General features: G+C 69.7%; 15 protein-coding genes. 4 read left to right on the top strand and 11 right to left on the bottom strand.

The features are described 5' to 3' along the window. Nucleotides 1–88: 88 nt before the first annotated feature. Genes LVY72_RS15520 through LVY72_RS15510 form a run of 3 tightly spaced genes read right to left on the bottom strand, consistent with a single transcriptional unit; the run spans nt 89 to nt 1,757 of the window. Nucleotides 89–700 carry a methylated-DNA--[protein]-cysteine S-methyltransferase gene (locus LVY72_RS15520; protein WP_237822475.1) on the bottom strand — a complete coding sequence of 204 codons (612 nt, stop codon included), beginning with the start codon at nt 698–700 and terminating at the stop codon, nt 89–91. Further along, on the bottom strand, nt 697–1,200 hold the full coding sequence (locus tag LVY72_RS15515; protein WP_237822473.1) for an RNA polymerase sigma factor: 504 nt from the start codon (nt 1,198–1,200) through the stop codon (nt 697–699). Before LVY72_RS15515 ends, LVY72_RS15520 begins: the two co-directional genes overlap by 4 nt. A gap of 56 nt (nt 1,201–1,256) precedes the next feature. Then, the gene (locus LVY72_RS15510) at nt 1,257–1,757 is read right to left on the bottom strand and encodes a methylated-DNA--[protein]-cysteine S-methyltransferase (RefSeq protein ID WP_237822471.1); all 501 of its coding nucleotides are present in this window, start codon (nt 1,755–1,757) and stop codon (nt 1,257–1,259) included. A gap of 124 nt (nt 1,758–1,881) precedes the next feature. Here LVY72_RS15510 and LVY72_RS15505 point away from each other — a divergent pair, with 124 nt between their 5' ends. Together LVY72_RS15505 and LVY72_RS15500 are read left to right on the top strand one after the other, a co-directional pair. Continuing rightward, nucleotides 1,882–2,382, top strand: coding sequence for a MarR family winged helix-turn-helix transcriptional regulator (locus LVY72_RS15505; RefSeq protein WP_237822469.1), 501 nt, complete (start codon nt 1,882–1,884; stop codon nt 2,380–2,382). Beyond that, nucleotides 2,375–3,613 carry an MFS transporter gene (locus LVY72_RS15500; RefSeq protein ID WP_237822467.1) on the top strand — a complete coding sequence of 413 codons (1,239 nt, stop codon included), beginning with the start codon at nt 2,375–2,377 and terminating at the stop codon, nt 3,611–3,613. The genes LVY72_RS15505 and LVY72_RS15500 overlap by 8 nt, the downstream gene beginning before the upstream one ends. Before the next feature lie 6 nt (nt 3,614–3,619). On the opposite strand, the gene LVY72_RS15495 is transcribed toward LVY72_RS15500, so the two are convergent. The 4 genes from LVY72_RS15495 to LVY72_RS15480 are packed head-to-tail and all read right to left on the bottom strand — an operon-like array spanning nt 3,620 to nt 6,381. Continuing rightward, on the bottom strand, nt 3,620–3,985 hold the full coding sequence (locus tag LVY72_RS15495) for a type II toxin-antitoxin system VapC family toxin (RefSeq protein WP_237822465.1): 366 nt from the start codon (nt 3,983–3,985) through the stop codon (nt 3,620–3,622). Beyond that, nucleotides 3,982–4,227, bottom strand: a complete 246-nt coding sequence (locus LVY72_RS15490) for an AbrB/MazE/SpoVT family DNA-binding domain-containing protein (RefSeq protein WP_237822464.1) — start codon at nt 4,225–4,227, stop codon at nt 3,982–3,984. The genes LVY72_RS15495 and LVY72_RS15490 overlap by 4 nt, the downstream gene beginning before the upstream one ends. Before the next feature lie 40 nt (nt 4,228–4,267). Continuing rightward, nucleotides 4,268–4,918 carry a LysE family translocator gene (locus LVY72_RS15485; protein WP_237822462.1) on the bottom strand — a complete coding sequence of 217 codons (651 nt, stop codon included), beginning with the start codon at nt 4,916–4,918 and terminating at the stop codon, nt 4,268–4,270. Nucleotides 4,919–4,947: 29 nt separating this feature from the next. Then, nucleotides 4,948–6,381, bottom strand: coding sequence for an NAD(P)/FAD-dependent oxidoreductase (locus LVY72_RS15480; RefSeq protein WP_237822460.1), 1,434 nt, complete (start codon nt 6,379–6,381; stop codon nt 4,948–4,950). 181 nt (nt 6,382–6,562) lie between these two features. Here LVY72_RS15480 and LVY72_RS15475 point away from each other — a divergent pair, with 181 nt between their 5' ends. Together LVY72_RS15475 and LVY72_RS15470 are read left to right on the top strand one after the other, a co-directional pair. After that, complete coding sequence (locus tag LVY72_RS15475; RefSeq protein WP_237822524.1) at nt 6,563–7,786, top strand: MFS transporter; 1,224 nt, start codon at nt 6,563–6,565, stop codon at nt 7,784–7,786. Nucleotides 7,787–7,834: 48 nt separating this feature from the next. After that, nucleotides 7,835–9,034: a mechanosensitive ion channel family protein gene (locus LVY72_RS15470; protein ID WP_237822458.1), complete on the top strand. Its 1,200-nt coding sequence runs from the start codon at nt 7,835–7,837 to the stop codon at nt 9,032–9,034. A gap of 15 nt (nt 9,035–9,049) precedes the next feature. Here the strand turns inward: LVY72_RS15470 and LVY72_RS15465 are convergent, their stop codons facing one another. The 4 genes from LVY72_RS15465 to LVY72_RS15450 form a co-directional block, all read right to left on the bottom strand. Next, complete coding sequence (locus LVY72_RS15465) at nt 9,050–9,307, bottom strand: DUF4175 domain-containing protein (RefSeq protein WP_237822456.1); 258 nt, start codon at nt 9,305–9,307, stop codon at nt 9,050–9,052. 117 nt (nt 9,308–9,424) lie between these two features. Beyond that, nucleotides 9,425–10,516: a GTP pyrophosphokinase gene (locus LVY72_RS15460; RefSeq protein ID WP_237822454.1), complete on the bottom strand. Its 1,092-nt coding sequence runs from the start codon at nt 10,514–10,516 to the stop codon at nt 9,425–9,427. A 12-nt stretch (nt 10,517–10,528) separates the two neighbouring features. Continuing rightward, nucleotides 10,529–11,908: an aspartate aminotransferase family protein gene (locus LVY72_RS15455; RefSeq protein WP_237822451.1), complete on the bottom strand. Its 1,380-nt coding sequence runs from the start codon at nt 11,906–11,908 to the stop codon at nt 10,529–10,531. A gap of 28 nt (nt 11,909–11,936) precedes the next feature. Continuing rightward, entirely contained in the window at nt 11,937–13,436 is a 1,500-nt protein-coding gene (locus LVY72_RS15450; protein ID WP_237822449.1) for a CoA-acylating methylmalonate-semialdehyde dehydrogenase, read from the bottom strand. Between the last annotated feature and the right edge of the window lie 32 nt (nt 13,437–13,468).

Raw genomic sequence — 13,468 nt, 5'->3', positions numbered from 1 at the left:
GGCGGCACCTTCTTTCGGAAGGGGATTTCCCATTGGGATTATTTCAGGGATACGCCCGCGGGGTGGCGAAGGCAACCTCGCTGCACGGTCACGCGGCAGCCTCCAGGCCCAGCAGGTAGGCCTTCGCCTCGGGCCCGCCCAGGTAGCCGCCGAAGCTTCCGTCCGAGCGCAGTACCCGGTGGCAGGGCACGACGACGGGCAGCGGGTTGGTGGCGCAGGCGGTGCCGACGGCGCGGACCGCCTTCGGGCTGCCGACGGCGGCGGCCACCTGGCCGTAGCTTTCGGTGCGCCCGTAGGCGATGTCCGGCAAATGCTCCAGCACGCTGAGCCGGAAGCCCTTGGAGAGCCGGCGGTCCAGCGGCAGTTCGAACCGCCGGCGGCTGCCGGCGAAGTATTCCTCCAGCTGGCGTACTGCCTCGGCCAGCCGGGAGGGGGCGCGCAGGATGCGCGGACTGATGGTGGCGGCCAGCGCGGCCAGGACGGCGTCGTGGTCTTCACCGGCAAAGGCGACGCGGACCAGGCCCCGGTCCGTGGCGGCCAGCAGCAGCCGGCCCACGGGTGTCCCGATGGTGGTGTACGCGAGGTCCAGGGCGCCGGCATCGCCGGCGGCGGTTTCCAGCCTGAGGTGCAGTCTCCTGAGCAGTTCCGGGTCCGGCGCGGCCAGGGGGGAGAGCAGGGCGGCAGGGTCCAGGGCGGTCATTTCACAACTCCTTCGGTGGCAGGGGAGCCAGGGCGGCGGGGGTAGATGAGGCGCAGCTTGGCGATGCCGTCGGCGGCGGCCCGGCGGACGGCGGCGGGGGTGGATTCGGTCAGCTCGGCGGCCTCCTTGTACGGGAAGCCGGCCAGATAGTGGTAGGCAATGGCCTCGCGCTGGCGGACCGGCAGCGCACCGACCGCCCGCCAGAGGCCGCCGTCGTCCTGGCCCGGATTGCCGTGCGCGGAGGGAAGCTCGGGCAGGTCCGCCGCGGGTACCGGGGTGCGGGTCCGGATGCGGATGATGTCGATGGCCTTGCGGCGGGCGATCGTGACCAGCCAGGCTTCGTGGTTCGCGTCCGCCGGCAGCTCCGGGTACGCCTTCAACGCGGCCAGGAAGGTCTCGGACCAGGCGTCCTCGGCATCCGCGCCGGGGCCCAGCAGCACGCGGCAGATGCGCAGCACCGTGGTCCCGTGGTCGGTGACCAGCTGCTCAAAAGGTTTCATCTCCACACCCTGCAGACGCATCGCTCCGGTATTTTGTGAGGTCCCGTTCCTGCAGATCAGAAAAGCCTGGCAGCCCTGGCCTCGGGCGGCTCCTCCAGCTCCAGCAGGAAACGCTTGCGCTCCAACCCGCCGGCGTAGCCTACCAGCGATCCGTCCGCGCCGATCACCCGGTGGCAGGGCACCACGATGGAGAGCGGGTTCCGCCCGTTGGCGTTGCCCACGGCCTGAGCCAGATGTGGATCGCCCAGTTGCCTGGCCAGCTGGCCGTAGGTGCGTGTCTGGCCGTAGGGGATGGTCTGCAGCAGTTCCCACACCTTGAGCTGGAAGGCGTCGCCGCGCGGAGCCAGCGGCAGGGTGAAGACCGTGCGCTCGCCGGCGAAGTACTCGGCGAGCTGGCGCTTGGCCTCGCTGAAACCTGCTTCGGTGCGCGCACCGAAGGCCGATGTATCCGGCAGCCGCTTGTGGCCCGGGAAGTAGATGGCGCTCAGCGCCCCGTTCTCGGCGACCAGGGTCAGCTCGCCGATCGGGGTGTCCGTCACGGAGTGCACGCGGGTCATGATGCTCCTTTGTCGTCCAGGACATTTTCCCCCATTCCGTTAAGCAGACGTCCGGGGCGGGGCAATTGTGAGGTCGACCGCAGAAGGTTTTGCTTCGCAGAGCTAATAGTTAGAATATCTAAATATGAACACCGATGGGTCGATGGAACTTTCCCGCCAGCTGCGGCCGCTGCTGACCCGCGTGTACCAGATGGTCCGCCGGCGCAGCCCGGGCTGGGATGTCACCGCGGCCCAATCCTCGGTGCTCACCACCCTGTTGGACCGCGGTCCGCTGCGGATGGGTGAACTTGCCGCCGTAGAGGGGGTGCGGATGCCCACCGCCACCAGTGTGGTGGCCAGGCTGGTCAAACTCGGCCTGGTCGAACGGACGGCGGACCCGCAGGACCGCCGGGCAGTGCAGGTAGGGCTCACGGCGCAAGGCCGCATCCAGATCGACGCGCTTTCGGCCGAACGCAATGCGAACTTCGCCGAACTGCTGGGCCGGCTCAGCGCCGAGGAGCGCGGCCTGCTGCAGGCAGCAATGCCGGCAATGGCCCACCTGCTTTCCTTGGATGCCGACCCGAACCTCGCCGCATCGGAGAACGACCTTTCAACCGCTCTGGAAGGAGCCAGCAACCATGAGTAAAGCTGCAGCCGAGCAGCACGCCCATCCCAAACTGACCGATGCGCTGCGCGGCCAGCCGAAGATGGTATGGGTCACAGCCTTTGCCGCCGTCATCGCTTTCATGGGCATCGGGCTGGTGGATCCGATCCTGAACGTCCTCACCGAGGATCTGGGCGCCGACCCGTCCCAGACCACCCTGCTCTTCGGCTCCTACCTGGGTGTGCAGGTCGTGGCGATGCTGCTCACCGGACTGATGTCCTACCGCTTCGGCGCCAAGCGGACCCTGATCGCCGGACTGGTGCTGATCGTGGTGGCGGCAGGACTGTGCGCGCTGGCCGGGGACATCGAGACCCTGATCTGGCTGCGGGCGGTCTGGGGCCTGGGCAACGCCTTTTTCATCGCCACCTCGCTGTCGGTGATCGTCGGAGCCGCCGGCAGCCACCAGGGGGCGATCCTGCTGTACGAGGCAGCGCTCGGCGTCGGACTGGCCGTCGGCCCGCTGCTCGGCGCGGTGCTGGGCAGCATTTCCTGGCGCGGGCCGTTCGCCGGCACGGCCATCCTCATGGCCGTGGGCGTGATCCTGTGCGGGACCATGCTGGCCAAGGACAAGGACAAGTCGCACCGGACGCCGGTCCGGCTCATTGATCCGCTGCTGGCACTGCGCAACCGCAACCTGCTGCTGACCGGCATCGGCTCGGCCTTCTACACCGCGGCTTTCTTCGCCATCATCGCCTGGGCGCCCTTCGTGCTCAAGGAAGGCGCCTTCTACATCGGCTTCGTCTTCTTCGGCTGGGGCCTCTGCGTGGCCCTGTCCGGCGTCTTCCTGGCGCCGAAGGTCGCCAACTGGCTGGGCGAGCGCGGCGGCGCCACCGCGGCGGTGTTCGTCTATGCGCTGATCCTGCTGGCCATGGCCACCGGCATCAAGACGGTAGTCGTCATCGGCATCATTGCCTCCGGTATCGTCTCGGGCGTGCTGAACACCTTGTTCACCGGCAGCGCGATGAGCTCAGGGACGGCCCCGCGTCCGGTCAACAGTGCCGGCTACAACTTCCTGCGCTGGCTCGGCGGTGCGGCATCGGCCATCCTGGTCGGGCACGTGGCCATCTGGTTCGGCAACATGTCCGCGCCGTTCTGGGCCGCTGCCGCCTGCAGCGTGGTCGCCGCCGTCATGCTGCTGCTGCGCCGGCACGAGGCTCCTGCTCAGGACCCGCACACCGTGCCCGAAGACGCGGCCATCATCGGCGCGGACTAACCACATTCAGCGGATCTGGCGGATCCGTCCGCCGGAGCCCCACGCGGTATCGGCCGTCCAGACCGTGGCGTCCAGGCGTTCGGCCGTCGCCAGGCAGAGCCTGTCCGCCAGCGAGAGTCCGGTGCCCCGCCGCCACAGCAGGGCTGCCCGTTCCGCGTCGTCGGCCTGGACCGGTTCGATCGCCAGGCTGTAGCTCAACAACAGGCCGCGGGACAGGTCCCAGTCCTTGCCTCGGGAAAGCAGCTTCTGCGCAGTTTCCGACCAATTGACCGCACTGCATGCCCCGCCCACGAGCAGTTGCTCTTCAACGAGGTCCGCACCAGGTTCCCCGGCCAGGAAACTCAGCAAGGCCGAAGCGTCGAAGAGGTTCATGCGGCGTCGTCGGCGGCAGCCTGGCGACGGCGTTCTGCGAGCAGTTCGGTGACCAGATCCGTGCCTTCCAGCTGGGTCCGGACAAGTTTCTTGACCTGTTCGCGGGTGGCCAGCACCAGGCCGTGTTCGGATTCCAGCAGAATGAGGGTGGATCCCGGGGCCAGCTGCAGACGCTCGCGGAGTTCGGCCGGAATGACCAGCCGGCCCCGTTCTCCCATCACAACCTGATACGTCCCACTCATGGACACATGATCCCACGCCGGCGCTGGAGCCGGCCAGCGGTCAGCGCGGCTGCAGCGCCAGCTTCACCCCGAAGCCCACCAGCACGGTGCCGGTGATCCGGTCGACGATCCTGACCGTCTTCAGGCTGCTGAGCCATTTGCCGGCCAGCGAGGTGCCGAAAATGAGCAGGGCGAACCAGGCCAGGCTGAGCAGGCAGTGCACCCCGGCCAGCAGCGCGCCCATCAGCAGCGGAGCGGTTTCGTGCGGGATGAACTGCGGAATGGTGGCGATATAGAACACCCCGACCTTGGGGTTGAGCAGGTTGGTGCCCGCACCGAGCAGCCAGCCCTTGGCCAGGTCCCGGTCCGCGGGCGGCAGCGTCCCGCCCGGCAGGTCCGGGGACGGCCCGGCCGGACGCCGGGAAAAGCTGCGCCACAGCATCGAGGCCCCCAGCCACACCATGTACCCCGCTCCGGCAAAAACCAGGACCCGATAGGCCAAGTCGGAGGCGGCCAGCAGCGCCGAAACGCCGACGGCGGCCGCGGTGCCCCAGACCATGGCGCCGGTAGTGATGCCCAGGGCGGTGGCGAAGGCATATCCTCGGTTGCGCGAGATGGCCGAGCGCAGCACCAGGGCGGTATCGAGTCCGGGAATGATGGTCAGCAGACCGGCAACGAGGGCAAAGGAGAGCAGGGCCTGGGCAACGGTCACGCTTAAGAGGGTACTGGGCAGCACAATGGTCAGGAGTCGAAGCCCATCCCCACGGCGTCCGTGAGCTTCAGCCAGGGCCCGCGCCGGCCCCGGTTGCGGTCCGCGCGGGCCAGGGCGCCGTTGGTGGCCTGGATCCCGAGCCAGGCCAGTGGCTCCGGAGGGAAGGGCAGCGGCTTCTTCCGCACCATCCGCAGCCGGGTGCGTTCGGTCGGCTCGCCGGAGAGCAGATCCAGCATCACGTTGGCGGCGAACCGGCTGGCGGCCACCCCCAGCCCGGTGAACCCCGCTGCGTGCGCGGTGCGGCCGCGGTGTCCGGTGGCGAAGAAGGCAAAGAAGCGGCTGCAGGTATCGATGGCACCGCCCCACTGGTGGCTGAACTTCACGCCGTCGAGCTGGGGGAAGGTAGCGAAGAAGTGCGCAGCGAGCTTCCCGAAGGTCTGCGGCCGCTGCTCGTACTCCGGGCGCATCCGGCGGCCGTAATGGTAGACGGCGTCGTACCCGCCGAACAGGATCCGGTCCCTGCCCTGCGGATCGGTGGCCAGCCGGTAGTAGTGGAACCGGTTGTCCAGATCGCTGAGCCCCTGCCGGTTGGTCCAGCCGATGCCGGCCAGCTGCGCGGCGGACAGGGGCTCGGTCATCAGCGCGTAGTCGTAGACCGGGACCGTGTGCAGGCGGGTGTGCGGCAGCAGGGACGGGAACGCATTGGTGGCCAGCGCCACCTCGGCGGCGCTGACGGTGCCGCCGTCGGTGGCCAGCTGAAGCCGCTGCCGGTCCGAGGCCAGCTTGCGGACCGGGGTGTGTTCGTAGATTTCGACGCCGAGGTCCCGGCAGGCCTGCTGCAGGCCCCAGGCCAGCCGGGCCGGATTGAGCAGTGCGGTGCCGCGGCGGTCCCAGAGCCCGGCCCGGAACAACGGCGAGTCCACTTCGGCCCGGACCGCGGACCGGTCCAGATAGCGCAGCGCAGGGTCCGCGGCCGCCTCGTCCCGCAGCCAGCCGGCCTGGTGCTCCGCGGTGGCCACGCTGAGCGAGCCGGTCCGCTCGAAGCCGCAGTCGATCCGGTAACGCTCAAGGGTGTCGGCGATCTCCTGCAGGTTTTCCCGGCCGAGTTCTGCCAGCCGGGCGGCCTCGCCGGGCAGGTGCCGGTGCCCGTTGGCCTCGCCGTGCGTGAGGCTGGCTTCGCAGAATCCGCCATTGCGCCCCGAGGCGGCCCAGCCGATCCGCCGGCCCTCCAGCAGCACCACCCGCCGCTCCGGGTCCCGCTCCTTGGCCAGCAGCGCCGTCCAGAGCCCGGTGTAGCCGCCGCCGACCACGGCAAGATCGGTGGCGGTGTCCGCGGCCAGGGCGGGCAGGGGTTCCGGGCGGGCCGGATCGTCCAGCCAGAACGGGACCGGGGAGGCACCGGCCAGGGCGGCGGCCACGCGGGCAGCGGGAACGGCGGCTTCGGCGTCGTCGTAGATGGTCACGTGCCCGCTTTCTGGTCGTCGCAGGAGCCGCGCCGGCGGCGCAGCTCCCATCGAATCCCATCGAAACCGCAGCGCCGGCCCCTGTCAATGCGCATCTCCGCCCACGAGGCGCTGCGCACCGGCCCGCCGCGTGTCCTACTGTAAGGGCACAACCATCGGCGAAAGGCAGTCAGCGTTGACCATGAAGAGCGGCGTCCGCCGGGCATCCTCCGCAGCCCTGCTGGCCGCGGGCATCATGCTCGTGGCGGCCAACCTCCGGGCGGTGCTCACCGCCGTGGGGCCGCTGCTGGACCAGATCGGGGCGGACACCGGCCTGGGTGAGGCCGCGCTGGGCTTCCTCGCCGCGGTGCCGCTGCTCGCGTTTGCCGCCGTCTCGCCGCTGGCCCACGGGATCAGCGGCAGGTTCGGCGTCGAGCGAACGGTCTTCCTGTCCCTGCTCGTGCTGGCCGGCGGAACCCTGCTGCGGTCGGCCCCGGGCAGCCTTGCCAACTTGTGGACGGGCACCGTCATCATCGGTGCCGCGATCGCCATCTGCAACGTACTGCTGCCGGCCCTGCTCAAACGCGATTTCCCCACCCGGATGGCGTCCCTGACCGGACTTTATTCGGCCGTGCTGGGCGGTATCGCCTCGCTCGGCGCGGGACTGGCGGTACCGCTGTCCCGGCTGCCGGTGGCGGACGGGGAACCGGGCGGCTGGCGGTTCGCCCTGGCCGCCTATGTGCTGCTGGTGATCCCGGCGGTGCTGTGCTGGCTGCCGCAGCTGCGCCGCGCCCGGCCGGACCGGAGCCGGGCCGCGGGCGCGACGGCTGCCGCGGCGTCGCCGGCCCGCGGGGCGGTGTGGAAGTCCGCCGTCGCCTGGCAGGTCACCTGCTACATGGGCCTGCAGTCCATGTCCTTCTACGTCCTCATCACCTGGCTGCCCACGCTGGAACGCAGCTACGGGCGCGGGTACGCCGAATCCGGCTGGGACCTGATGCTGTTCCAGCTCATCGGCGTGGTCTCGAGCCTGCTGACGCCGCCGCTGCTGCGCGGCCGGCAGCAGCGGCTGGCGGCCGCGCTGCCGCCGCTGCTGGTGGCCGCGGGCGTGCTGGGCCTGATGCTGGCCCCGGTTTGGATGCTGTTCTGGGTGCTGCTGGCCGGCTTTGGCTCCGGCAGTGCGCTGGTGACGGCGCTGGCGCTGTTCGGGCTGCGCACGGCCAGCCACCGCGAGGCCAGCGCACTGTCCGGCATGGCCCAGTCCGTGGGCTACCTGCTGGCCGCGGCCGGGCCGCCGCTTTTCGGTGCCCTGTATGCGGGCACCGGCACCTGGGTCCTGCCGCTGGCGCTGCTGCTGGCGGTCGCGGCCGCCCAGTTGGCGACCGGGCTGGCGGCGGGCCGGCACCGGTTCGCCTTCACTCCGGGGTAGCCGGCGGCCCGGTAGGTGGACACTTCACGGATCTGACACCATCGAAGCATGGCTGATTACCTGGATGTGTTCGGGCCGCTGGCCGTAGTGCTCGCCGCGGCTGCCGCAGCGCTGGTCGTGACCGCGCTCCTGCGGATGGCCGCCAACCGGCTGTTCCGGCGGGTGCCGGAAATCCGCAGGATCTCCGCCCGGGCACGGAACCCGTTCAGGGTGCTGCTGGCCGCCCTCGGCATGCGCGTGGGTTTCGGGCTGACCGCTGCGGACGAGCCATGGTTCGCAGTGGTGGACTGGATCCTGGTGGTGGTGCTGATCGGCGCGCTGGCCTGGTTCGCCATCGTCATGCTGCTGGTCATCGAGACGGCCATCCTGACTAAGTACCGCACGGACACCAAGGACAACCGGCGGCTCCGCCGGCTCAAGACCCAGGTCATCCTGGGCCGCCGCGTAGCGGTGTCGCTGCTGGTGGTGATTGCGGCGGCCTGCGTGCTGCTGACCATCCCGCAGGTCCGTGCCCTGGGCGCCGGCATCCTGGCTTCCGCCGGCGTGCTGTCCGTGGTCGCCGGCCTGGCGGCGCAAAGTTCCCTGACCAACGTCTTCGCGGGCATGCAGCTGGCGTTCACCGATGCGATCCGGGTGGATGACGTGGTGGTCGTGGAGAAGCAGTGGGGCACGGTCGAGGAGATCACCATGACGTACGTGGTGGTCCACATCTGGGATGACCGCCGGCTGATCCTGCCCTCCACCTACTTCACCACCACACCGTTCGAAAACTGGACCCGGCAGACGGCGGCCCTGCTGGGCACGGTGGAACTGGACGTGGACTGGCGGGTGCCGGTGGACGAGCTGCGCGCGCAGCTGAAAACCGTGGTGGAGGACACCGGGCTCTGGGACGGGCGCACCGCCGTCCTGCAGGTCACCGACGCCGTGAACTCGCTCATCCGCCTGCGCATCCTGGTCAGCGCCGAGGACAGCGGGACCCTGTTCGACCTGCGCTGCCTGGTGCGTGAGGCGATGGTTTCGTTCGTGCAGCGCGAGCATCCCCAGGCTCTGCCGCGCCAGCGCTGGGAGGCCGCCGGCGGGAACGGGCACGACGGCGCCGCCCGCCATGCCGCGCCGGCGGCGCCGAGCGCGGACGAAGCGCAGCTGTTCACCGGCTCGCTCGACGCCGTCGAACGCAACCGGTCCTTCACCGGCCCGGGCGAGGAGGTCTACGAGGAGCGCGGACGGCGGGCGGACCAAGGCAAGTAGCGGCGCCGGCGGACCTCAATGGGTCAGCACGAACTTCAGCACCGAGACCAGGGCCACGACGACGGCCAGGGCGATGCCCGAGACCACCACCCGCAGCGGGCTGCGCTCCCCGCGCCAGCGGGCCACCGCCGCACCCAGCATGGCCAGCCGGAACAGCGTTGCGGCCTGGGCCAGGAGCCAGGCCGGCTGGGCGTCCAGCCAGCCGGCCCACGCCGCGGCCAGGAAGAGGGCGGGCGCGGTGGCCGAGGAGGCGATCGGCAGCGCGTTGCGCACGTGGGCCCTGGTCTCCGCACGCGTGGCCGGTGCGGCCGGGTGGCGGCGTCCTCGACGGAAATCCGGGGAGGTTGGCTCACGCCACGGTCCCTGCGGATCCGGCGGGCGGCCGGCGCCTCAAGGGCCCTGCCGGTAGGTCTCGATCTGCCTCAGGCGGCGCAGCAGGCTCTCGCGCCGGTGGGCGTCGCCGCCGGCCGTGAGTTCGATATGCCGCCGGCCGTAGTGCCACAGCAGCAGGTCGTCGAGCAGGCGGTCCGGACCCGGCGAATAGCGGTGGTCCAGCGCCTTGCGCACGTGCGTGATGGTTTCGGTCTGCAGCAGGCCGGCCAGATCCTTAGTGGTTTTCAGCCCGTGGGCGGCCAGCAGTTCGGCGGCCCAGCCCCAGTCGTCGTCGGCCTTGCGGTCCACATGCGGCAACAGCGTCTGCCAGACGTCGCGGATCCGGTTCGGCGTCAGCAGCGCGGACCCCTCGTGCTCCTCGTCCCAGTAGCCGGCGACTGTCTCGTAGCGTTCATCCAGATCGACAAAGACCGACTCAACCGTCTCCAGCATGGCCGCCGCGGCGGTGAACTGGCGGTCCACGTATGGGCTGCGGGCACGCGGTTCGTTGGCCTTGAAGCGGATTCGGTGCTCGAATTCTGACCAGGCGTGGGCCAGGATGGTCCGGATCTGGACCTCGAACAGGTAGCTGCCGGTGGGCTTGGCTGTGGCGCCGAGCAGCTCCTGGTACTGCCTGACGGTGCTGCTCTGGATGGTGCGCAGGACCAGATGCCGGCTGGAATAGCCGTAAGTGCCCGATTCGATCGAGCCGATGTCCTTCTCCCGGTCCACCCGGCAGTCGAACTCGCCGCGCTGGCGCTTGATCAGGTTGGCCGCCATCCCGATTTCGTGCGGCAGGCCGACGATCACCCGCACCCCCACCAGGTCGTGCAGGTCCCGCAGCGGATCGGGGAATTCCAGCGCCGGGACCCCTCCCGGTTCGTCGGGCTTCAGGACCCGCGACGCCTTGTCGCGGAAGGACTCCACGGTTTTGGTGCGTGCGGTCACGAACAGCGGCTGCAGGTCCGTGTCCCGGAAGATGTCCCGGATCCGGGCCTGCATGTCGGCAGTGACGGTCTCCAGCTGCGGACGCACCCGCTCGAAGTCGCCGACGGCGGCTGCGACCCCGGGTCGCAGCCGCTCGTCCAGCCGGTCCCACAGCAGTCCCACCGGCGGCTCCGGTCAGCCCTGGGCGTGGCGGTCCGCCACCGCCAGCGCCCGGTCCAGGATCTCCAGCCCGGCCCTGGCGTCCTCGACGCTGATATTCAGCGGCGGGGCCACATGGATCCGGTTGAAGTTGGCGAACGGCAGCAGCCCGCCGGACTTGCAGGCCGCGATGACCTCGTCCATCTCGGGGGAGGAGCCCCCGTAGGCGGCCAGCGGCTCGCGGGTCCGGCGGTTCTTCACCAGCTCCACGGCCCAGAAGCAGCCGGTGCCGCGGACCTCGCCCACCGACGGGTGCCGGCCGGCGATCTCCCGCAGGCCCGGTCCGAAGACCTCCTCGCCGAGCCAGGCCGCGTGCTCCACCATCTTTTCGTCGCGCATCGCGTTGATGGCCGCCACCGCCGTCGCGCACGCCAGCGGGTGCCCCGAATAGGTCAGCCCGCCCGGATAGGCGCGCTCGCGGAAGGTGTCGAAGATGGCGTCGCTGATCGCCACCCCGCCCAGCGGCACGTAGCCGGAGGTCACGCCCTTGGCGAAGGTCAGCAGGTCCGGGACCACGTCCCAGTGGTTGATTGCGAACCACCTGCCGGAGCGGCCGAACCCGGCCATCACCTCGTCGGCGATGAACACGATCCCGTACCTGCGGGTCAGTTCCCGCACGCCTTCCAGGTAGCCCGGCGGAGGCACCATGATGCCGGCCGTGCCGGGGATGGATTCGAGGATGAGAGCGGCGATATTGGCCGCGCCTTCGAGCTGGATGGTGGTTTCCAGGTGCTCCAGGGCGCGCTGGGACTCCTCTTCCGGGGTGGAGGCGTGGAACTGGGAGCGGTAGAGGAAGGGGGCGTGGAAATGCACCGTTCCGGCGTCGCCGTAGTCGTTGGGGATGCGCCGCGGGTCCCCGGTGACGTTCACCGCCAGCTGGGTGCCGCCGTGGTAGCTGCGGTAGGCCGAGAGCACCTTGTACCGCCCGGTGTGCAGCCGGGCCATCCGGATGGCGTGCTCCACCGCGTCCGCCCCGGCGTTGGTGAAGAAGATATGGTCCAAGTCCCCGGGGGTCAGTCCGGCGATCAGCCGGGCGGCCTCGGACCGTGCCTCGTTCACGTGCTGCGGGGCGATGGTGCACAGCTTCGCGGCCTGCTGCTGGATGGCCGCGACCACCTTCGGATGCTGGTGGCCGATGTTGGTGTTGACCATCTGGGAGGAAAAGTCCAGCAGTTTCCGGCCCTCACCGTCCCAGACCCAGGAGCCCTCGGCCTTCAGGATGGTCATCGGCTTGATCTTGTCCTGCGCGGACCAGGAATGGAACACATGCTTCCGGTCCAGCTCGTACGCCCGCCGTCCGGCCTCGACCGCCTCCGCGCCGACGCCGGATGCTGCGGTGGTAGCTTCTGTCGTCATCACTGCCCTTTCGAAAGTCCGGAACGGCTCAGGTGTTCTGCGGGAAGCCGAGGTTGATGCCGCCGTGGCTGGGATCCAGCCAGCGGGTGGTCACGGCCTTGCCGCGGGTGAAGAACTGCACACCCTCGGCCCCGTAGGCATGGGTGTCGCCGAAGAGCGAGCTCTTCCAGCCGCCGAAGGAGTAGTAGGCCACGGGGACCGGGATCGGCACGTTGATGCCCACCATACCGACCTCCACTTCGTTCTGGAACCTCCGGGCCGCGCCGCCGTCGTTGGTGAAGATCGCGGTGCCGTTGCCGTACGGATTCGAGTTCACCAGCTCCAGCGCCTCGTCGTAACTGTCCGTCCGGACCACGGACAGTACCGGGCCGAAAATCTCGTCTGTGTAGATGGACATCCCGGCAGTGACGTGGTCGAAGAGGGTGGGGCCGAGGAAGAAGCCCTCGCCCTCGGCGTCGGCCTCGACCTGGCGACCGTCGACGACGACGGCGGCGCCCGCCGCCTCGCCGGCATCGATGTAGCCGGCTACCTTGTCCCGGTGCGCTCTGGTAACGAGCGGGCCCATATCGCTGCCGCGCAGCCCGTCGCCCACCCGCAGCGTGCGGGTACGTTCGGCAATCTTGGCCACCAGTTCGTCCCCGATCCCGCCCACGGCCACCAGGACGGAGATGGCCATGCAGCGCTCGCCGGCCGAGCCGAAGCCGGCATTGACCGCGGCGTCCGCGGCCAGGTCCAGGTCCGCGTCCGGCAGGACGATCATGTGGTTCTTGGCCCCGCCCAGAGCCTGCACCCGCTTGCCGGCTGCGGTGCCGCGCTCGTACACATAGCGGGCAATGGGGGTGGAGCCGACGAAGGAGACGGCCTTGATGTCCCGGTGGTCCAGGATGGCGTCCACGGCTTCCTTGTCCCCGTGCACCACGTTGAAGACGCCGTCGGGCAGGCCAGCCTCCTTCCACAGTTCGGCCAACCAGTTCGCCGCACCCGGGTCTTTTTCACTGGGTTTCAGAATCACGGTATTGCCGGCGGCAATGGCGACAGAGAAGAACCACAGCGGCACCATGGCCGGAAAATTGAACGGGCTGATCACCGCCACCGGCCCAAGCGGCTGGCGGACGGAGTGGATGTCGACCTTGCTGGAAGCGTTCTCGGAGTACCCGCCCTTGAGCAGGTACGGGGCACCGCAGGCCAGTTCCACCACTTCCAGGCCGCGGGCCACTTCGCCCATCGCGTCGGAGAGTACCTTGCCGTGTTCGGCGGTGATGATCGCGGCCAGTTCGCCCTTGCGGGCGTTGAGCAGCTCGCGGTAGGCGAACAGGATCTGGGTGCGGCGGGCCAGCGAGGAGTCGCGCCACTCCGGGAAGGCGGCCTTGGCCGCGGCCACTGCCTCGTTCACGACGGAGGCATCGGCCATGGCCACCTGCGAGGAGACCTTGCCGGTGGCAGGGTTCATGACATCCTGACGGCGGCCGGCTGTGCCTTCCGCCTCCGTGGTGAAGGCACCGTTAATCCAGTGCTGGGTAGTCTGCATCGAAGCTCCTTGCTCGTTCGGGTCCATTGGCA

The sequence above is a fragment of the Arthrobacter hankyongi genome (assembly GCF_022012395.1).
Lineage (GTDB): Bacteria > Actinomycetota > Actinomycetes > Actinomycetales > Micrococcaceae > Crystallibacter > Crystallibacter hankyongi.
The sequence above is the reverse complement of the archived record's forward strand: the minus strand, read 5'-3'. Positions and strand labels throughout refer to the sequence as shown.

Bases quoted from the DNA above. Each gene is read 5' to 3' on its own strand.
- LVY72_RS15510 (WP_237822471.1), bottom strand. From the start codon at position 1,757: ATGACCCGCGTGCACTCCGTGACGGACACCCCGATCGGCGAGCTGACC.
- LVY72_RS15515 (WP_237822473.1), bottom strand. From the start codon at position 1,200: ATGAAACCTTTTGAGCAGCTGGTCACCGACCACGGGACCACGGTGCTG.
- LVY72_RS15490 (WP_237822464.1), bottom strand. From the start codon at position 4,227: ATGAGTGGGACGTATCAGGTTGTGATGGGAGAACGGGGCCGGCTGGTC.
- LVY72_RS15475 (WP_237822524.1), top strand. From the start codon at position 6,563: ATGAAGAGCGGCGTCCGCCGGGCATCCTCCGCAGCCCTGCTGGCCGCG.
- LVY72_RS15450 (WP_237822449.1), bottom strand. From the start codon at position 13,436: ATGCAGACTACCCAGCACTGGATTAACGGTGCCTTCACCACGGAGGCG.
- LVY72_RS15505 (WP_237822469.1), top strand. From the start codon at position 1,882: ATGAACACCGATGGGTCGATGGAACTTTCCCGCCAGCTGCGGCCGCTG.
- LVY72_RS15470 (WP_237822458.1), top strand. From the start codon at position 7,835: ATGGCTGATTACCTGGATGTGTTCGGGCCGCTGGCCGTAGTGCTCGCC.
- LVY72_RS15520 (WP_237822475.1), bottom strand. From the start codon at position 700: ATGACCGCCCTGGACCCTGCCGCCCTGCTCTCCCCCCTGGCCGCGCCG.
- LVY72_RS15495 (WP_237822465.1), bottom strand. From the start codon at position 3,985: ATGAACCTCTTCGACGCTTCGGCCTTGCTGAGTTTCCTGGCCGGGGAA.
- LVY72_RS15455 (WP_237822451.1), bottom strand. From the start codon at position 11,908: ATGACGACAGAAGCTACCACCGCAGCATCCGGCGTCGGCGCGGAGGCG.
- LVY72_RS15500 (WP_237822467.1), top strand. From the start codon at position 2,375: ATGAGTAAAGCTGCAGCCGAGCAGCACGCCCATCCCAAACTGACCGAT.